The following is a 19,114-nucleotide window of genomic DNA, read 5'->3' on the forward strand; positions in this document are numbered from 1 at the left end:
CTGACGGCTTGCGCTGCGCCGTGCTGGCGCCGGTTCCGGGCAATTCCGCCCGAGCTACCGGAGCACGATCATGACTCAATTCTCTCTCATTTCCGATTCCTCGTTGCTGGTTCGTGACGACCAGGGGCGCTACCTTCCGGCTTCGGCCGACCAGATCCTGACGGCTGCGCGCCAGGTGATCGACCAGAAGATCCAGCGTGGTGCCTCGTTCACGTCACCGGCCCTCGTCAAGGAGTTCCTCTGTGCCAAGCTGGCGGGTTACGAGCACGAGGTGTTCGCGTGCCTGTTCCTGGACTCGCAGCACCGCCTGATCGAGTACGCGGAGCTGTTTCGCGGCACTATCGACGGCGCGGCGGTCTACCCGCGGGAGGTGGTGAAGATGGCCCTGCAGGTCAATTGTGCGGCAGTGATTTTTTCGCACAATCATCCGAGCGGGAACCCCGAGCCGAGCCAGGCGGATCGACGGATAACCCAGCGGCTCACTGAGGCGCTTGCGCTGGTGGATGTGCGCACGCTGGATCACGTCATCGTCGGCGGTGACCAGACAACGTCATTCGCCGAGCGGGGGCTGTTGTAGCACAGGGGCTTCGGCCCCTTTTTTGCTGCGACAGCCGTTTCCCGTGTCCATCGCCTTGCTGCGACCTTCGCTTGCCGTCCGGGGCGGTCAAGGCGCTTCGCTCTTACGATTACAGGGAAAGTGCGCAAACGAAGCTGTTCCCCTGACAACCCCGGTCTGCGCGCTACCTGTAGTCGCGGGCGATGAACTCGGGAAAGACGGTGGCGACACGGACGACTCAGGATGGGCCGATGTTACGGCCGGTTTGGATGATACAAAACAGATGGGCTCCGAATCTGGGAATCCGGTGGTCTCGATTCGACTCGGCTTTGCATGCTCATGCTGGGACAACCGCATGCCGTGACAGGCCGTACTTGGCCGGGACCGGTTGCCTGGCGTTCAACTGTCCACGATAGTGGCGGCAGGTGCGGTGAAAGGGCGAGGCTCTCGGTCGGGGCACTCCGCCTGGCTGGATTTCGGCTCACTCAGCCTGTGCCGGCACCAGCAGCCGGGCGAGCGTTCCCTATCTGCCCGGGGACGCCTTGCGAAGCAGGTTCGGGTATCACAGTACCGGCGTCAATCCAGCGGCGTACCGTTTGGCCGGCACTCCCATCGGATTAGCTCGGCCCGTTGCGTCCTTGCTTGGTTGTGAATCCTGGCGAAGGTGCGGCTGCGCCTCGGGCTTTATGACCACAACCATCCGGCGTAAACAATGTCCCTGGCGCTACGCGCCTTCCTCGCGCAGCACATTCTTTGCGCCTCCCGGTCCTCCACGCTGTTTCGGCCGCTACTCGGTGTGGCCCGCCCGACCCCCGCCGACCGGATCACAACAAGGACGCGATGGGCGCGACCTTGCAACCCGAAAGGAGTACACACCATGGCCAACATCGGTACCTTCACCGTGGAAAAAGACGGCTTCACCGGCACCCTGCGCACCCTGGCCCTCAACGTCAAGCTCAAGTTCGTTCCCAACGACAAGGGCAGCGAGAACGCCCCGGACTATCGTCTGCAGGCGGCCAACGGCCTGGAGGTCGGCGCGGCCTGGCAGAAAGTCAGCCAGGCGGAGCGACCCTACCTGTCGGTGACCCTCGACGATCCTTCCTTCCCCGCCACCATCTACGCCCGCCTTATCGAGGGCGAGGACGGCAAGCACAACCTGCTGTGGTCCCGGAACAAGGGCGATTGATCGCCACGGCATGCGGCCCCGCCCTCGGTGGCGGGGCTGTTCCTGTGTCAGGCGTCGGGATCGGCCAGGCGCCGCTCGGTATCCGTCATCAGGTCGGCGGCGCTGCATTCCAGCGCCCGTGAAATCTTGAGGATCAGCGCCAGCGTCGGCATGTGCTCGCCGCGCTCGACCTTCCCCAGGTGGGAGCGTTCCACGTCCGCCAGGTGGGCCAGGGTTTCCTGGGCCACGCCCCGTTCCGTGCGCAGGGCGCGCACGGCCTCGCCGAAAGCCCGTGCCGGCTCGGCTTCAAATGTGGTCGCGCCGGTGGGTCGGCCGCGCTGGATTGGACGCTTCTTCATACATGAGAGCGTCGTCTCGCGGCATAATAAAAACCACGTTAAAGATAACTCATAAAGTGATTTGGGCCTATGATGGAAGGGGTTTTGTGACAGCAGCCACTCGACGATGCCGGGCCATCAACGTGGAAGACCGTTTAGTCGCGTTTGTTGTTTCGTGTTTTGCCGGCAATACGCTTTTACTGAATTCCACAGATCCGGCTTCGTGCTTTCGGGCAAAGCCCCGTTTGCGTATTCGTGCCTTGTCGTAACGACGCAGTTCCGGTTTTGTGGATGTCAGGGTCACCTTCCCGGTTCATTCCACGGCAAATACTGCGCGAGTCTGGCGCTCGCCCCTTGCCGTCAACCCCGGCCCGCACCGGACCGTGTTGGGGTATGACGGCCAGGGGCTTGTCCGCGCCTGGTGTCGCCTCGCTCCGCCGTGGAGCGAACCCATCAGAGGAAGCGACCATGACAACACTCATTACCGAGCAACACCGCGTACAACTGCTGGCCAACGGCCAGGCCCACGCCGAGGGGCGGGATATCGACCCGCCGCCTGTGGTCAAGCTGTTCACGCCCGATGCCCAGGCCACCTGGCTACTGACCGAGATCGATCCCGCCGACGGTGATACCGCCTTCGGCTTGTGCGACCTGGGGCTGGGTATGCCGGAACTGGGCAGTGTGCGGCTGTCCGAACTGGCGACAATCCGCGGGCCGCTGGGCCTGCCGGTGGAGCGCGATCTGTACTTCATGCCCAAGCGCACGCTCTCGGAGTACGCGGCGCTGGCCCGCGGCAACGGGTCGGTCCTGGATTGACCGGCTCCGCCAGCTCGCCACCGCGGGCTGGCATTCACCGTGTCGCAGTCCGGTGGTTGTGCCTTTTTCGGTCTTGCTTAATACCCAGGCCGCAACAGTTCCCATTGCCGCGATGACAAGCCACGGCCAAGACGCAAAGAGTCAGGATGTTTGCAGCGAAGTGGGGCAGGGTAGCCAATGCCCCGCGGGAAAATGCTCGTGTGGCCGTCGCATTCGGATAGGCCACACAACGCCCGGGAGCGAGTTGGACTTCAAGCCATCGCCTTGCCTGCCAGCCACAAAGGTGCGCCGGTAGCGCTGCCACTCCCGACGCAATAACCACACCCAGCGCGACGTGTCCCGTTACCGACAGGGAGGAGCCGCGCCGTGGCAGAGCCAGGCGAGCACTGGCACCCCGGTGCCGCCTATCTCTACGTCCTGCAACTCGACGGGCCGGCGCTGGCCTGGGAGTACCTGCGCCGCCACCCCGACTACCGGCGCGACTGGTCGCGCTGTCGCCATGATGATGCGTCGGCACATTGGGGGCTGCGCCTGCTCGAAGACCCGGCGCTGGATGCGCGGGACGCGCAACCGGTGTGGTGCCCGGATCACGTGGGCGTGATCCAGCTTCATCCCGATCTTGACCCACCACCCGGTGCTGAAGGCTTCGGCCTTTGGTGTCTGCCCGGGCGCAAGCGCCTGGTGCACGATGGCCGGCGGTTGCTGTGCGCCAGCCACTGCGGTGGCGGTTGTCTGCGCCTGGCTATCGCCCCCGGCCTGTGTAACGGCATGGCCTACGTCTGCGCGGCGCGCGTCCCGGATTGCCGCAACCTCGCCCGTGAGGCAGACAAGTTCATCGCCGGCTCGGTGCCGACTGCACGTGCCTGCGCCCGTCCCACGGCCACCGAGCTGCTGGAACTCCACACGTTGCAGGCCCTGGATGGCACGTTGGCCGGTGCGTCCCTGCGCACTATTGCGGGTGTCCTCTACGGCGCCGGCACTGTCGCCCGTGAATGGCACGCCGACAGCCCCCTGCGGGCCAGGGTGCGCCGCTTGGTGCGGCGCGGTCGCGGCCTGATGCGGGGTGGCTACCGCACGCTGTTGCCCGTCGCGGTGTAGGGGGACGTTCCGGCTCCGCCGCATAACGTCCCTGATCAGGCCGCTCCGATTTCCCCAGACTGTCTCCATCCGGCCATAACCCGGTGGCCGCCGACCCACACCGATGGAGATACCTGTCATGAGACCTTCGCCACTGCGGCCTGCCGCCGCCCCCGCTGCCACGCAGCAACAACCGGTTCCACCATCCCGTTACCTCACCAACGACGAGGCGGCGGAGTATCTGCGTCTGTCGCCGCGCACGCTGGAGAAACAGCGCGTGATCGGCGGTGGCCCGCGCTTTCGCAAGTTCGGCCGCCGGGTGATGTACGCGGTCAACGATCTGGACGTCTGGGCGGACGAGCGCAGCTACGAGGCCACCTGCGACCCCGAGTACGTTGAACGTCACGCCGGCGACAGCCGCCATGAACGCTGATCGCACACAGGCCCATGGTCCACGTCGCGAACCCGGGCAAGGGGCTGGCACAGCTCGACCTGTTCCGCGCCCTGCCGGGGGAGATGGCGGTGCGCGACGCCCAGGACCTGATGGCCTATCCGTTCTTCTCGCTGGCCAAGTCCCGGCGCACCGCGCCCATCGACTTTCGCTCCGGCCCGGTTACCGTGCGGGTGGAGGGCACCCGCGCCCACGGCATCGCCACCATCTGGGATGCCGACATCCTCATCTGGGCCGCCAGCCAAATCGTCGAGGCCTGCGACGCCGGCATCCGGCCGTCGCGGCGGATGCGCGCCACGCCCCACGAGATCCTGCGCTTTATCGGGCGCGGCACTTCCCGGCGCGATTACCAGCGCCTCAAGGCGGCGCTGGATCGCCTGCAATCCACCACGGTGGCAACCTCCATCCGCGAGACCACGGGGCGGCGCCTGCACCGGTTTTCCTGGATCAACGAGTGGAAGGAGTGTGCGGACGCCAAGGGCAGGCCGCTCGGTATCGAACTGATCCTGGCGGACTGGTTCTTCGCCGGTGTGCTGGACGAGGCCCTGGTGCTCACCATCGACCCGGCGTACTTCAAGCTCACAGGCGGTATCGAGCGTTGGCTCTACCGCCTGGTGCGCAAGCACGGCGGGCGCCAGCGCGAGGGGTGGCGATTCGATTTTGCCTACCTGCACCGCAAATCGGGCAGCCTGGCCCGGCCCAGCGATTTCGCCTGCGACCTGCGCGCCCTGGTGGCGCGGCAGTCGCTGCCGGGCTATGTGTTGTCCATCGAGCGCCGCCCCGGTGCGCCGGAAACCCTGGTATTCCGGCCCGTGCCGCGCATGGCACGTTGATAATTGCGGGACAAGCTGTGAATGGGCTCGTGCTATCGAGCGTACCGAAACTCGTGCTATCGGGCGTAACCCGCTCGTGCTTTCAGGCGTACGCATTCGTTGCTATCTCTACGGACGTGCGGCTTGCAGTTTCCCCTAACGTAATACCTAACAATCAATATATTGATTTAACAATACATAACCCCTTGGGGCAGTGGATAAGTCGAACTGATTGCCCAGTAGTGCACAAGAATCCGGGGAGGGCAGTGCCATGATCATTGCCCTGCTCAACCAGAAGGGCGGCGTGGGCAAGACCACCCTGGCCACCCACATTGCCGGTGAACTTGCCCTGCGCGGTCAACAAGTCATCCTGCTGGATGCCGACCCCCAGGGCTCGGCCCTGGACTGGATACAGCGGCGCAGCCAGCAGGGCCTGCCGCGCCTGTTCAGCGCCCTGGGCCTGGCACGGGAAACCCTGCATCAGGAGGCCCCCGAACTTGCCCGACGTTGCGATCACATTGTCATCGACGGCCCGCCACGCATTGCCGCCATCGCCCGCTCCGCGCTGATGGCGGCACAACAGGTGCTGATCCCGGTGCAGCCCAGCCCCTATGACCTGTGGGCCAGTGGTGAGATGATTGCCCTAGTCCGCGAGGCGCAGGTGTTCCGGCCGAATCTGGCCGCTGCCTTTGTCATTAATCGGCGCGTGGTGCGCACCGTTATCGGCCGGGAGGCCCGCGGAACGCTGGACGACCAGGCATTCCCCGCGCTGGCATCCGAGGTGTGCCAGCGCATCGTCTTCGCCGACAGCGTGGCCGCCGGGCGTCTGGCGCGGGAGAGCGCGCCAGACGGTGCGGCCGCCCATGAAATCCGTAAGCTGACCGACGAGTTGCTGCGGGGTGCCCCATGAACCGCGAGCGGAGCAAACGCGTCGCGATTGGCGCCCGGCCACCGAGCAACCCCGAGGCCGAAGCCTGGATTCGCCAGGGCGATGCCGGCGCCGTGCAAAAGGGCGAACTCTACACCGCCCGGTTAACGCTGGACGTAACCCCGGCCATGCGTGCCCGTATCAAGGTCTCGGCCTTCAACAGCAACGCCACGGTGACGGAACTACTGCGTGCCTTGTTGGAGCGCGAATTCCCTGAGCCCGACGTTTTGAAGCCCCAGGTTTCGGAAGCTGAGATTCCGGAGACAGGCGCATGACATCCGAACCGGTTACGCCCAACAGCCTGCCGCTGATGCGGCCCCCGGCCTGCACGGCGCCGGACGAAGGCGCACCCTTGACCCGAATCTCGCTGCTCTACATCGAGCAACGTATCAACCTCTACCTGCGCTTCGGTTGCCCGCTTCGGGATTACCAGGTCGACCGTTGGCGACGTTGCGCGGTGTTTCCCCCGGCGCGGGTGTTTTGCCGCATCCGATGGGAAACGAACGACTACGGCACCACCCGCTGGCAATTGATGGTGCTGCAAAGTGGCCGACCGGAAGAGTCCATGCAACGGGTGCGGGGTGTGCGCCCCGGTGCGCACATCCTGCTGAACGCCGAAGGCGAACGGCAGGTAAGGGCCACGCTGGCCCGCATCGATGCCATCGAGGCACAGCGTATTGACCCGGCCGATGTCTCCCCGGCGTACTGGCGGCTGTTGCACAACCGTCTCGCCGCGCGTCAGCCATTGCCCACCTATGACGCCGAGCGCCATGCGGCCTGGCTGGTGGGGAGGGCATTACAATGAGGTGGCATATCCGCTTACACCTATGGGCCTGCTTTATGGTCCTGTTGCTGATGGCCGGCAGTCTGTTTGCCTTGGCCTGGGTGGCATTCACGCCGCCAACGGCGCGCGTGATCTACAACGCCTCAGACAGTGTCCCGATGGGTTGGTATCGCGTGACGCCGCTGGATGACATATCCGCTACACAGCCCGATGCCATCGCGGTAGACAGTATTGTCCTGACCCGGTTGCCAGCCAGTGTTGCAATACTGGCCGATCAACACGGCTACCTGCCTTTGCAGGTGCCGCTGCTGAAACGGGTCGGTGCGGTGGCACCGGAGCACGTGTGTATTTCCGGGGGCAACGTGCGTATCGATGGCGTGCAGGTGGCCGCCATTCTGCCCGCCGATGCACAGGGGCGACCGCTGCCGGTTTGGCAACAGTGTCGCCCACTGGTCGACGACGAACTGTTCCTGCTCAGCAACACCACCCCGGCGTCCTTCGATAGCCGTTACTTTGGGCCGGTCAGACGCAAAGCCTTGCTGGGCACTGCTCATCGGCTCACCCTGGAATCAATGCCATGAGTACCAAGAATCTACAGCGAACGATGTCGTTCGCCAGGCTTTGCCTGTGTCCATGCCGCGGCTGCATCAGTGCGTTCTCACCGCGCGGAATGCGGCAGTCCTCCGTGCAGACGGCTTGCCCCGAGCGCTCGTCACCTTGTGTGACGTTGCCGCTCGCCGGCGACCTGACATGGCCAGCCTGCCGGTCGCCGGGGCATCGCCGACCCGGGCCTTTGGGCCGGGGAAAGATGCAGGGCAAGATAAAAGGTTGCGGCACCAAGGTGCGCGAAAATCCGGTCTGCACGTGGGGTGGGTGCGGCACGCACCGGGGGCCGGTAGCGTGCTGTGAAAGGCGGCAATGCCGAGTCCGCACGGGGCTAGCGGCGTGTCACTTGCGCTCCAAATTGCTGGACCTCGCTGGAGGTTCCTCATGAGCCGGCGCCGCAGCGACGAGGGCGAGCGCTTCCGCCCCCGGCCCAGTGCCCCGAAAAATCGCGGCCAGCCATTTATCAACTCGGTTATCAGGCAGGCCAACAAGGCCGGGGCAAAATCGCGCAAGGGTGGTAATCGTCCCGGTGCGCGGCTGGGTCGTGGCCATGTGGCGGCTCGCTTCGCCGGGCAGTCCCTGGCGCCCAATGCCAGGCGTGTCACCATCAAGACCCGGTTGGTGAACCTCTCCAAAGCCGGGAAGCGCTCCACCATCACTCACCTCCGTTATATTGAACGCGAAGGCGTGGGCCGGGATGGTGAACCGGGCAGGGCTTACAGCGCTTTGAGTGATGATGCCGACCTGGCCGAGTTCGAACAGCGTGGCCGCAAGGATCGTCATCAGTTTCGGTTTATTGTTTCCCCCGAGGATGCGGCGGAGCTGGAAGACCTGCACCGCTATACCCGTGACCTGATGCAAGGCATGGAGCAGGATCTGGGTACCTCACTAGATTGGGTAGCGGTGGATCACTGGAACACCGACAACCCCCATACCCATATCGTATTGCGGGGCCGGGATGACCAGGGGCGGGATTTGATTATCTCCCGCGATTACATCGCCGATGGCATGCGTCATCGCGCCTGCGAACTCGCCACCGATTGGCTGGGCCCGCGCACCGAACTGGAGATCCGGCGCAGCCTGCAACGGGAGGTGGAACAGGAGCGCTGGACCAGTCTTGATCGCACGCTGCAACACGAGGCTGAAAAAGGCTTGATTGCTATCAACAAATTTTCTGAACCACGCCTGCAACGTCAGCGCCTATTGCTGATCGGCCGCTTGCAACATCTGCAGCGCCTGGGGCTGGCCTCTGAACAGCAGCCCGGCACCTGGGAACTTCAACCCGGCGCGGAGCAGACCTTGCGCGCCATGGGCGAGCGGGGCGACATCATCCGCACAATGCAGCGCGCCATGAGTGGCCAGCAGCGGGAGCTGGCTGTTTTCGAGCCGGGCGAAGGCGCCAGCCCCATCATCGGCCGCGTTGCCGCCAAGGGGCTGGCTGATGAGCTGAACGACCGTGGCTACCTGGTACTCGATGGCCTCGACGGCAAGGCCCACTACCTGGCGTTGCCTGCCGGGGCGGAACTGGCGGAATACCCAACAGGTGCCGTGGTGGAAGCCACGGGTATGGGCAAAGCCCGCGCCGTGGATCGCGATATTGCCGCACTGGCCGAGGAGGGGCTGTACCGTCTGGATGCCAGACGGATTCAGCAAGGTGAGACTATGAACGGTCGTGAACCCGAGGATGTTGTGACCACCCATCGTCGTCGGCTGGAAGCCCTGCGCCGGGCTGGCATTGTGGAGCGCCTGGGCGAGGATGTCTGGCGGGTACCCGCTGACCTGCCCGAGCAGGGTCGCCAGTATGACCGGCAGCGTACTGGTAGCATTACCGTGACCCTGAAATCCCACCTGTCCATTGAACAACAAACCCGGGCAGTCGGCGCCACGTGGTTGGACCGGCAACTGATAGGCGGCGAGGGTATCGGTGGCGGTCAGGGTTTTGGTGCCGAGGTTAGCAAGGCCCTGCAACAGCGAGCCGATTTTTTGGTGGAGGAGGGACTGGCGGAGAAACGAGGTCGGCGCGTCATACTTGCCCGCAATCTGCTGGCAACACTACGCAATAAGGAGCTGGCGAAAGTGGCGGAAGGCATCACGGCGGGAACCGGTCTGGAATTTCGACAGCCCGCCGATGGCGATCAAGTCAGCGGCATCTACCGCCGTAGCCTGGTGCTCACCAGCGGCCGCTTTGCCATGCTGGATGATGGCATGGGGTTCAGCCTGGTGCCGTGGAAGCCGGTCATCGAGCAACGGCTGGGCCATTCCCTGTCTGCCGTGGTGCGGGGCAATGGTGTCAGATGGGAATTGGGTCGATCTCGCGGAGCCAGTATTGGCTAATGTCTCTGCTTCATTATGGTTGTCGTAGTTATTTAATGTACCGTAGATTGGTTGAGTTTCCCATTTTGAACAAATTGAGAAACGACTTAATGTTCTGGTTTAAAGGTTTCACTGGCCCTGCCTCTCAACAATGGTCAATGAAGCAGCGAAGAATTGCTTACACAGGCTAAGTAGTTCTACGTGAACATCTCTTCTCCGCTACTGCTGTCGTTTCAATCTTCAAGGGATGGGTCTCCGCGACCCAGTGATGTGGCCGTTTGAGCTCTAATCTAAGCCTTAAGCTGGACGAGTAATATTATAAGTTCTATAAAAACCTATTGACGATCGGTTTTATGTGGGCAATAATCGTCCGCATATCCAAGTGTCAATGTAAAGGTTGTTCTGTGAATCTAGGGGAACTCGAAAAAGCGGCTTTGCAGTATTTCTGGAGCCATGAAGAAGCGGATGCAAAGCAAGTGCATGCTTTCTTTGAGGTTCGGCGTGGTGGCTCACTGAATACCATTCAGAGTACTTTGGATCGTCTGTTTAAAAAAGGTCTGCTAAAGCGGGAAAAGCATGGCTATGCCTATGTGTACCGCCAAGCCATGAGCAAAGACGCTTTTATCGGCGAGCTGGTTGCGGATGTGACTAAGGATTTCTTCAAGCCCACCGAGAATGCCCTACACGCGGCCTTTACCTCCATGTCATCCAGCCTCTCCGATGATGAACTGTCAGAGCTGGAAGCTCTGATTGAACAACAACGCAATAATGCCCGCTCGGAGTAGCTAGCGTGATCATTGGTGGCCTGGCTCTGTTTCTTAATTTTTTTGCTGCGGCGACGCTCGCTTTCTTTTTTGGCGTGGCAGCGGTTAGTGCTGCCGGCTTATTTCGTACTCCCTGGCAATCTATCGATGCAAGCGGTCGGCGCCGGTTGCTATGGGTGGCGGTGTCTACCCCTTGGCTACTTGCTTTGGGGGTATCCGTCTTCTTCCTTTTGTCACTCTCGGTTGATGTGCCTTGGGTCGGGCAGTTAGTGCACTGGCATCATGTCAACGCGTTTAATTTCTATAGCTGGCATGCTTATCCCTCCCTGTTGCTGTTACTGATGTTTGTTGCCATTGCGGTCAAAACCTATCGCAGTGCAGCCTCTCACCTTAGGGCTTATGGCTTGCTGAAGCTGGCGCTGAATGACGAACAATTATTGGAGAGCCAAGTGCCACAGGCATTTTCGGCTGGTTTCCTGGTGCCGGAAGTGTTTATTAGTACCGGCTTGATTGATCAGTTGGAGAAGCACGAACTCCAGATTGTGCAGCATCATGAGCAAGCCCACGTTAATCGCCGTGATTCCCTGAAAAAACTTATCTTCAGCTTTCTATCTTCATTCTTTCTCTTGCGTGTTGCCCAGCCGATGCGCCAGGCGATGTCATTGTGTATGGAGCAGTGTGCCGATGAATGTGCGGTTTCCGGAGGGACGGATCGGGCCGATGTGGCCATGACACTATTGAAAGTGACCAAACTGATGCGGGCCTACGGAGCAAGGGGGGATACAGCTTCTCTGACGTGCGCCTTTGGTGATAGTGAGGTCAAGGCGCGGGTGACGTACCTGATACTGCCTCAACCGGCCCGCAGCATACCTTTAGTGTTGATGATGGCGCTGCTCAGTGCCATCGCCTTATTGTGTTTGCTCAGCGTGGATACTGTTCATCACGTCATCGAGACTCTGTTTACTCACTAGGAATACCTTATGAAGAAGCCAACTGTTCTGTCATTTATAAAACCGATCATTGGTCGGTTTTATAAAGTGGCATTGCCGGTGCGTCAAGTACCATTTTTTTCGTTTATAAAACCGACTGCAGATCGGTTTTGCATGGGGGGCAGGATATCAATCAGTGCGATGCTCTGCGCGTTGATAGTTTGGCTCCCAGTATCTGCGCAGGCGCAAACCGAGCGCATGGCGTCCATTAGCATGCAGGACGCGCTCACGAAAACGCTGCTGCAACACCCGGAGTTACCCGGTTATCGCGAGCTGCTTAAAAGCGCTGATGGTTATATCCAGCAGGCGGGTGTCGGGGAGCGGCCGGAATTAAGCTTCTTGGTCGAAGATGCCTTTGGTTCTGGTGATTTCAATGGCATCGACAATGCTCAGTCCACCCTGAGCTTGAGCTGGCTGCTGGAGGGCGAGTTGTTGGATAAGCGGACCCTCGCTGCTCGCAGCCAAAAAAATACCTTTATCGCGCAACAGGAAATCAAACGCCTGGATATCGCGGCGGAAACAGCCCGCTACTATCTGGCCGCGTTGTTCTTCCAGAAAAAGAAACAGCTGGAACTTGACGCTATTACCCAGCTTGAACGTGTGCAAAGCGAAGTAGCCAAGCGGGTGAAGGCTGGTGCGGCGCCGCATGCAGATTTGTATCGCGCACAAGCTAACTTGGCAGAGAAAAAACTGGTGCTCAATGATGTCGGCTATGAAATCGACTCCGCCATCCAGAACCTGGCTGCCCAGTGGGGCGAGTTCCAGCCGGACTTTGCCGCAGTTAAGGGCAGTTTGGATGTGCCGGAGCAGCCCGTGAACTTGTTTGCCATCCGTGAGCGCCTGGCACAGAACCCCAATATCCAGTTGTTTTTGAGTGAGGAGCGACTGGCCCAGTCGAAGATCGATGTCGCCAGGGCTGAGGCTAAGGCACTGTGGCGTTTCAACGCCGGGGTGCGCCGCCATGAAGCCACTAACGACTACGGTGTGGTGGCAGGTTTCAGTGTGCCGTTGGGCAGTCGTGACAGGAACAAAGGCAAGGTGATGGCCTTGTCGGCCGAACAGGCTGCCTCCAGGGCTAACGCCGAGGCGATGCGCGTCCGCATGGAGGCTCAACTGTCCAACTATGTGCGCTCGTTCGAGCGCTATCAGGATTCTGAGGCGGCACTAAAACAGGACATTATTCCGCGCATCGAGCGCGCGCTGAAGGAAGCGGAAAAGGCCTACAAGTTGGGCAAGTACAGCTTTGAAGAGTGGAACTCGGCACAGCGGGAACTGCTCGTGGCCCAGGCCACCCTATTGGACCTGCAATTCAAGGCCCATCTGAACCGTGTCGAAATCGAGCGCCTGGCCGGTGTGGCCATCTGAGTCTGAGGAGAAATTTTAATGAAACGATTAATTCAACCCGGTTTTGCCATGGCCCTATCTCTGATTGTGACAGGCACTGTGCTGTCAGCGCCAGCCTATGCTGTCGAAAACCAAGAGGCGGCGGCTTATGAAGAAGTGGAAAAGGGGCCGAACAATGGCCGCATGCTGAGACAGGACGGCTTTGCCATTGAGCTGGCCATTTTTGAAGATGGCGTGCCGCCGGAATTCCGGGTCTGGGCCACCCTGAACGGCCAGCCCCTCAGTCCCGATGAGGTCAAGGTTCGAGTCGTGCTCGACCGCCTGGGTGACGTGCAGGACAAGATCGGCTTTTACCGCCAGGAAGACTACCAGCGCGGTGACATGGCGATCTACGAGCCCCATTCCTTTGCAGTGGCACTGAATGCCGAATACCAGGGCAAAACCTATCGATGGGCCTATGACAATTTTGAGGGACGGGTGGATATCAAGGATGACATCGCTGCGGCTAATGGTATCGAAACGGTGAAAGCCGGTCCGGGCACCATTCACCAGACCGTCACCGCTTATGGTGAGTTGATCAATCCGGTTGAAAGCACTCGCGACATTGTGGCGCGCTTTGCCGGTGTCGTTAAGAAGGTTCATGTCAACCTTGGGAACCAGGTAGAGAAAGGCGATTCACTGGTCACTATCGAGAGCAACCAGGGCTTGAATGCCTACACCATTAAAGCACCGATTGACGGCGTGGTATCCGGCCGTTATGTCAGCGCCGGAGAGCAAACTGACGGACAGACCTTGCTGCGCCTGATCAACAATCGAGAACTAGTTGCCGAAATTTATGTATTTCCACAGGACCGCTCGAAAGTACGGATGGGTAGCCCGGTGGTGCTGGAAGTCGACGGCGTTGAACAGCCGGCTGAAGGTGTCATTAGCTACATCGGGGCAGAAATCATCGAGGGGCAGGGCTTTCCGGTACGGATAGCGATTGATAACGCTGCGGGTGTATTCAGCCCAGGCGCTTTTGTTCACGGCCGTATTACGGTTGCCCGCTACGATGTTCCGCTGTCGGTCAAACGTGACGGCATCCAGGCCTTCCGCGATTTCCAGGTGGTCTACGCCAAAGTGGGTGAAACCTATGAAGTTCGTATGCTGGAAATCGGTGCACAAGCCGGCGAATGGGCCGAAGTGCTGGGCGGGCTTGAGCCCGGTACTGAGTACGTGACCAGCAACAGCTACGTCATCAAGGCCGACATCGACAAGTCCGGCGCGTCCCACGATCACTAAGAGGTTCTTATGTTAGACATGATACTGCGGTCATCGTTGAGTGGCCGCACGCTGATAATGGTCGTGGTGCTTTTTCTGTGCGCATTGGGGGCCTGGAATTTTACCCGCCTGCCGATTGATGCGGTGCCGGATATCACCAATGTCCAGGTTGTAATCAACACCGAGGCCTCCGGCTATACCCCGTTAGAGGTCGAGCAACGGGTCACCTTCCCGATTGAAACCGCCATGGCAGGATTGCCGAATCTTGAATACACGCGCTCGGTGTCTCGCTACGGCCTGTCCCAGGTAACGATCATCTTTAGTGACGATACCGATATTTATTTTGCCCGTCAGCTGGTCAATGAACGATTGTCGACCGCAAGGGCCAAACTGCCTGACTCACTGGACCCGGAGCTGGGACCGATTGCCACGGGGCTGGGTGAAATCTTCATGTTCACCGTCGATGCCGAGCCCGGTGCTACTAACGAAGACGGTTCATTGATCACGCCTACTGATTTGCGAACAGCCCACGACTGGATTATCCGTCCGCAGTTGTTGCGGGTGCCCGGCGTGGTCGAGGTCAACCCGATTGGTGGCTTTAAGCGTGAAATTCAGGTAGCCATCAAGCCGGAAAAACTGCTGTTTTATCAGGTTACCCAACAGGAATTAATCGCGGCGATTGCCGAGAACAATGAAAATCGCGGTGTCGGTTTTGTCGAGAAAAAAGGCGCTCAGCTGTTGCTGCGGGTACCGGGGCAGGCCGGTAGTTTGGAGGCGATCGGCAATATCCTGGTGCGTACATTTGATACGGTGCCGGTACGGGTGAAAGACCTGGCCGATGTTCAGGAAGGCAAGGAGCTGCGCTCGGGTGCCGCCACCCAGAACGGTCGCGAGGTGGTGATGAGCACCGTCTTTATGCTGGTGGGTGAAAACAGTCGCACCGTTGCCAAAGGCGTGGCGGAAAAACTGCAGGCCGTTAATGCCAGTCTGCCGGAAGGCATTGTGGCGACAGCGGTTTACGACCGCACCAAGCTGGTGGACAAGACCCTGAAAACCGTGCAGACCAACCTGCTGGAAGGTGCGCTGCTGGTTATTGTGATCCTGTTCTTCCTGCTGGGCAACGTGCGCGCGGCACTGCTGACTGCGGCGGTTATTCCCATCGCCATGTTGATGACTATCACTGGTATGGTGCAGACAAAGGTCAGTGCTAACCTGATGAGCTTAGGGGCGTTGGACTTTGGTCTACTGGTCGATGGCGCTATTATCATTGTTGAAAACTGTCTGCGGCGTCTGGGTATAGAGGCTAGAAGCGGCCGATCTATGTCTTTGGCTGAGCGGCTCGAAGTTGTTTATAGCGCCACTAAGGAAGTGATCAGACCAGCGCTGTTCGGTGTGTTTATTATCACCGCTGTGTACCTGCCTATCTTCTCGCTGACCGGCGTAGAAGGCAAGATGTTCCACCCGATGGCGCTTACCGTAGTCATTGCACTGAGCTGCGCCATGTTGCTGTCGATTACCTTTGTACCGGCGGCTATTGCCTTCCTATTCAAGGAACCGGTGGAAGAGAAGGAAAACAAAGCTTTTAACGCCTTGCAGAATGCTTATGAGGGCTTGCTGCTGAAATCCATCAAGGCCCGCGGTTTAGTGGTCGCTGTAGCTGCGGTGTTGGTGCTGATCTCAGGCTGGGGTGCAACCCGTTTGGGTAGTGAGTTTGTGCCCAACCTTGATGAGGGCGATATTGCCATGCACGCCCTGCGGATACCCGGCACCTCGTTGTCGCAGTCGATTGAGTTCCAGCGCGTGTTGGAGGAGAGGATCAAGGAGTTGCCGGAAGTCGAGCGGGTATTCGCCAAGATGGGTACCGCTGATGTGGCTACCGATGCTGTTCCCCCCAGCGTGGCGGATAACTTTATCATTCTCAAGCCCCGCTCTGAGTGGCCGGACTCCGGCAAGCCGAAGGCGGAGATTGTTAAAGAGCTTGATGCATTGGTCAGCGACATACCCGGTAACCGCTATGAGTTCCTGCAACCGATCCAGATGCGTTTTAACGAACTGCTGTCAGGTGTTCGTGCAGAGCTGGCGATCAAGGTGTTTGGTGATGAGCTCGACAGGCTGGCGGAAGTCGGCGGCGCTATCGAAGAGGCCATTGCTGACGTCGAGGGTATTGTGGATATCCAGGTGGAGCAGACCAAGGGCCTGCCATTCCTGACAATAGTGCCGCGCAGTGATGAGATGGCGCACTACAAAGTCACACTGCGTTCTTTGCAGGATCAGCTGGCAGTTGCTATCGGCGGTCAGGTGTCGAGCCTGTTCTACGAAGGTGATCGCAGTTTTGACATTACCGTCAGATTGCCCGAGCAACGTCGCAGTGACCTCGACAGCCTTGGCTCGCTACCGATACAAGTTAGCGGCGAACGCTATGTGCCCCTGAATGAACTGGTCGACTTTGAATACGTGGACGGCCTCAACCAGGTCAACCGCGAAAACGGCAAGCGCCGTGTGGTGGTCACCGCCAATGTCCGGGGCCGTGATCTGGGTTCTTTTGTGGAGGATGTGCAGGCAGCCGTGAAGAGTCGTGTGGATATCCCGGCCGGTTACTGGGTGGAGTACGGCGGCACCTACCAGAGCCTGCAATCAGCCTCCAACCGCCTGATGGTGGTGGTGCCCGTCACGCTGGTGATGATCGTCGGCCTGTTGCTGCTGGCGCTGCGCTCTTTCAAGGATGCCATGGTGATCTTCACCGGTATTCCGCTGGCGCTGACCGGTGGTGTATTGGCGCTGGCCTTGAGGGATATTCCGTTCTCTATCTCGGCGGCGGTTGGCTTTATCGCGCTGTCGGGTATCGCCATTCTCAACGGGCTGGTGATGGTGTCCTTTATCCGTGAGTTGATTAAGGACGGCATGGGCATCGACGAGGCAATCGTCAGAGGCGCTTTAACCCGGCTGCGCCCGGTTATTACCACCGCGCTGGTTGCCTCGCTCGGCTTTGTGCCGATGGCGCTGAACACCGGCATCGGGTCTGAAGTACAGAGACCACTGGCTACTGTGGTGATCGGAGGCGTCATTTCGTCAACCCTGCTGACCCTGTTTGTACTACCGGCGTTGTACCGTATGTTGCAACGCCCCGCAAAAACCGTTTCTCAATCTGAAACCCCTATTTCTCAATAATTGGAGGATTAAACGTCCTATGTTTAAGTTGTTATTAGTGGCTATTACCGCCCTGGCCAGTACGCTGGCCTTCGGGCACGGTATGTCGGCGGAAGATCAAGCCAGAGTGCTGAACGCCGGTTACTTCGAGTTTGTCGAGCTCGGAGCCATCCATATGATCACGGGCTATGACCATCTGCTGTTCCTGTTTGGTGTGATGTTCTTCCTGACCAAGTTCACCGAGATCGTTAAGTTCATTACCGCCTTCACCATCGGTCACTCCATCACACTGGTGTTTGCGACCTTGATGGGCATTACGATCAATTACTTTCTAATTGATGCCATTATTGCTCTGACTGTTTGCTACAAAGCCTTTGATAACCTGGATGGTTTCAAGCGCTATCTGAAAAGCAAGCCGCCCAGTCTGATCTGGATGGTGTTTGGTTTCGGTCTAATTCATGGCTTTGGTTTGTCGACTCGCTTGCAGCAATTGCCGTTGGGCGATGAAGGACTGGTTGGAAAAATTCTGTCTTTTAACGTTGGTGTTGAACTTGGCCAGATTGCCGCACTGTCCGTCATGTTGGTAGTCCTATCTGCCTGGCGCAAACGCAAGAGTTTCACCCGGTTTTCCGCAGCGTCTAATGTTAGCCTGATGGCGACCGGGCTGTTCTTACTGGCTTTCCAACTGCACGGCTATATGCACAGCAAATACCCGGATGATTTCCCCCTCAACAAGGACGATCACTCCCATGTGCATGAGGATATGGCGGCGCTGGATTACCCCAATCGTCCGGCGGCTTTCAAAAATTTGCTGGACACAGGGGGGATGAAGCAACCAGTTACCCCGTCTACCAATACACCCTCTGATAAGAGCCAACACAGTCATGATGGTACCTCTTATCACAGTCACTAAATGATACGTCAACAGGAGAAATTCAATGAAGCTATACAAAACCGTACTGATTCTATTTTTGATGTCAGCCTCTTCCCTGGGGATGGCCCACGGCGGGGGTCACAAACAAGTGAGTGAAGATCAGATTGTAGAGATTGCCCAGCGAGCTCTCGGGCAGCTGTCGTCGGTGGAGCATGGCCTGGCTATCGGCAAACTGAAACCGACCTGGGCAAAGCTTGATGCAAGCAATATCGAAATCGTTGAACGCGGTCGCGGCTATTTTGTCGTCAAAGCATATAACCCGCAGGAGAGTGACACCACGTACATGCTGATCTCCGCTGCGGGTGAACTGTACGACGTTAACGATACGGGCAAATTTTCCGGTGTGAATAAGGAGTAGATATGGAGGCGATAATTAAGGTCTTTGCCGCCGCACTCATTATTGCGTTTACCTCTTGGTTATCTGGAAAGAAACCTGAACTGGCAGGCTTTATTATCGCCCTTCCCATGGTTTCTATCCTGGCACTGCTGTTTTCTTATCTAGAGCATCGGAGCGCTGAGGCGTCCATCACCTTGGCCAAAAGTGTGATGGTCGGCGTGCCTGTGTCCTATTTGTTCTTTTTGCCATTTTTTTTGGCAGATCGATTCGGATGGGGGTTCTGGGTGCCATATGTCACCGGCTTTCTATTAATAGGCGTTGGATTTGTAATACATAGCCAGATTATGAATTGGATTAATTAGGCAATAGTGGTTTTGGGGTGAATTTATAACTAGTCCGTGTGCATAAAAGGCCATTAAATTGGTTTGGTTATAGTTTTCCTTTCCGATTGATTGGTGGCTTGGAGAGTAAGCTTGGTTTCCACGGATAGACT

General features: G+C 59.0%; 20 protein-coding genes. 19 read left to right on the forward strand and 1 reads right to left on the reverse strand.

Annotation, left to right across the window (positions count from 1 at the left end; all coding sequences use genetic code 11):
* The first annotated feature begins 70 nt into the window (after positions 1-70).
* Together AC5DB9_RS12215 and AC5DB9_RS12220 are read left to right on the forward strand one after the other, a co-directional pair.
* A complete protein-coding gene (locus tag AC5DB9_RS12215; RefSeq protein ID WP_272992283.1) occupies positions 71-577 on the forward strand; it encodes a JAB domain-containing protein in 507 nt (168 codons plus the stop codon).
* Positions 578-1,433: 856 nt separating this feature from the next.
* Entirely contained in the window at positions 1,434-1,742 is a 309-nt protein-coding gene (locus tag AC5DB9_RS12220; RefSeq protein WP_272992284.1) for a DUF736 domain-containing protein, read from the forward strand.
* Positions 1,743-1,789: 47 nt separating this feature from the next.
* Here AC5DB9_RS12220 and AC5DB9_RS12225 read toward each other — a convergent pair whose 3' ends face one another.
* Positions 1,790-2,080, reverse strand: coding sequence for a helix-turn-helix domain-containing protein (locus tag AC5DB9_RS12225; RefSeq protein ID WP_272992285.1), 291 nt, complete (start codon positions 2,078-2,080; stop codon positions 1,790-1,792).
* 447 nt (positions 2,081-2,527) lie between these two features.
* Between AC5DB9_RS12225 and AC5DB9_RS12230 the strand changes: the two genes are divergently transcribed.
* The 17 genes from AC5DB9_RS12230 (at position 2,528) to AC5DB9_RS12310 (ending at position 18,983) form a co-directional block, all read left to right on the forward strand.
* A complete protein-coding gene (locus tag AC5DB9_RS12230) occupies positions 2,528-2,875 on the forward strand; it encodes a DUF2958 domain-containing protein (RefSeq protein WP_272992286.1) in 348 nt (115 codons plus the stop codon).
* Positions 2,876-3,241: 366 nt separating this feature from the next.
* Positions 3,242-3,973 (forward strand): DNA -binding domain-containing protein, encoded by a 732-nt coding sequence (locus AC5DB9_RS12235; RefSeq protein WP_272992287.1) that lies wholly within the window; start codon positions 3,242-3,244, stop codon positions 3,971-3,973.
* A gap of 118 nt (positions 3,974-4,091) precedes the next feature.
* On the forward strand, positions 4,092-4,385 hold the full coding sequence (locus AC5DB9_RS12240) for a helix-turn-helix domain-containing protein (RefSeq protein WP_272992289.1): 294 nt from the start codon (positions 4,092-4,094) through the stop codon (positions 4,383-4,385).
* 14 nt (positions 4,386-4,399) lie between these two features.
* Entirely contained in the window at positions 4,400-5,236 is an 837-nt protein-coding gene (locus AC5DB9_RS12245; protein WP_272992291.1) for a replication initiator protein A, read from the forward strand.
* A 211-nt stretch (positions 5,237-5,447) separates the two neighbouring features.
* Entirely contained in the window at positions 5,448-6,125 is a 678-nt protein-coding gene (gene parA, locus AC5DB9_RS12250) for a ParA family partition ATPase (RefSeq protein ID WP_483151415.1), read from the forward strand.
* Complete coding sequence (locus AC5DB9_RS12255) at positions 6,122-6,418, forward strand: chromosome partitioning protein ParB (RefSeq protein WP_272992293.1); 297 nt, start codon at positions 6,122-6,124, stop codon at positions 6,416-6,418. The genes parA and AC5DB9_RS12255 overlap by 4 nt, the downstream gene beginning before the upstream one ends.
* On the forward strand, positions 6,415-6,948 hold the full coding sequence (locus tag AC5DB9_RS12260; RefSeq protein WP_483151416.1) for a DUF2840 domain-containing protein: 534 nt from the start codon (positions 6,415-6,417) through the stop codon (positions 6,946-6,948). Before AC5DB9_RS12255 ends, AC5DB9_RS12260 begins: the two co-directional genes overlap by 4 nt.
* Positions 6,945-7,508: a S26 family signal peptidase gene (locus AC5DB9_RS12265; protein WP_414711324.1), complete on the forward strand. Its 564-nt coding sequence runs from the start codon at positions 6,945-6,947 to the stop codon at positions 7,506-7,508. Before AC5DB9_RS12260 ends, AC5DB9_RS12265 begins: the two co-directional genes overlap by 4 nt.
* 409 nt (positions 7,509-7,917) lie before the next feature.
* A complete protein-coding gene (locus AC5DB9_RS12270) occupies positions 7,918-9,867 on the forward strand; it encodes a relaxase/mobilization nuclease and DUF3363 domain-containing protein (protein ID WP_273009971.1) in 1,950 nt (649 codons plus the stop codon).
* 383 nt (positions 9,868-10,250) lie between these two features.
* Entirely contained in the window at positions 10,251-10,631 is a 381-nt protein-coding gene (locus tag AC5DB9_RS12275; protein WP_272992296.1) for a BlaI/MecI/CopY family transcriptional regulator, read from the forward strand.
* A 5-nt stretch (positions 10,632-10,636) separates the two neighbouring features.
* A complete protein-coding gene (locus AC5DB9_RS12280) occupies positions 10,637-11,581 on the forward strand; it encodes a M56 family metallopeptidase (RefSeq protein ID WP_272992298.1) in 945 nt (314 codons plus the stop codon).
* A gap of 9 nt (positions 11,582-11,590) precedes the next feature.
* A complete protein-coding gene (locus tag AC5DB9_RS12285) occupies positions 11,591-12,964 on the forward strand; it encodes a TolC family protein (protein ID WP_491732056.1) in 1,374 nt (457 codons plus the stop codon).
* Positions 12,965-12,982: 18 nt separating this feature from the next.
* Positions 12,983-14,224 carry an efflux RND transporter periplasmic adaptor subunit gene (locus tag AC5DB9_RS12290; RefSeq protein WP_272992303.1) on the forward strand — a complete coding sequence of 414 codons (1,242 nt, stop codon included), beginning with the start codon at positions 12,983-12,985 and terminating at the stop codon, positions 14,222-14,224.
* A 9-nt stretch (positions 14,225-14,233) separates the two neighbouring features.
* Positions 14,234-17,371, forward strand: a complete 3,138-nt coding sequence (locus tag AC5DB9_RS12295; protein ID WP_272992305.1) for an efflux RND transporter permease subunit — start codon at positions 14,234-14,236, stop codon at positions 17,369-17,371.
* 19 nt (positions 17,372-17,390) lie between these two features.
* Complete coding sequence (locus AC5DB9_RS12300) at positions 17,391-18,263, forward strand: HupE/UreJ family protein (protein WP_272992308.1); 873 nt, start codon at positions 17,391-17,393, stop codon at positions 18,261-18,263.
* A 25-nt stretch (positions 18,264-18,288) separates the two neighbouring features.
* Complete coding sequence (locus AC5DB9_RS12305) at positions 18,289-18,642, forward strand: DUF6488 family protein (RefSeq protein ID WP_272992311.1); 354 nt, start codon at positions 18,289-18,291, stop codon at positions 18,640-18,642.
* 2 nt (positions 18,643-18,644) lie between these two features.
* Positions 18,645-18,983: a hypothetical protein gene (locus tag AC5DB9_RS12310; protein WP_272992314.1), complete on the forward strand. Its 339-nt coding sequence runs from the start codon at positions 18,645-18,647 to the stop codon at positions 18,981-18,983.
* The last annotated feature ends 131 nt before the right edge of the window (positions 18,984-19,114 follow it).

The sequence above is a fragment of the Spongiibacter sp. genome, from assembly GCF_984394615.1.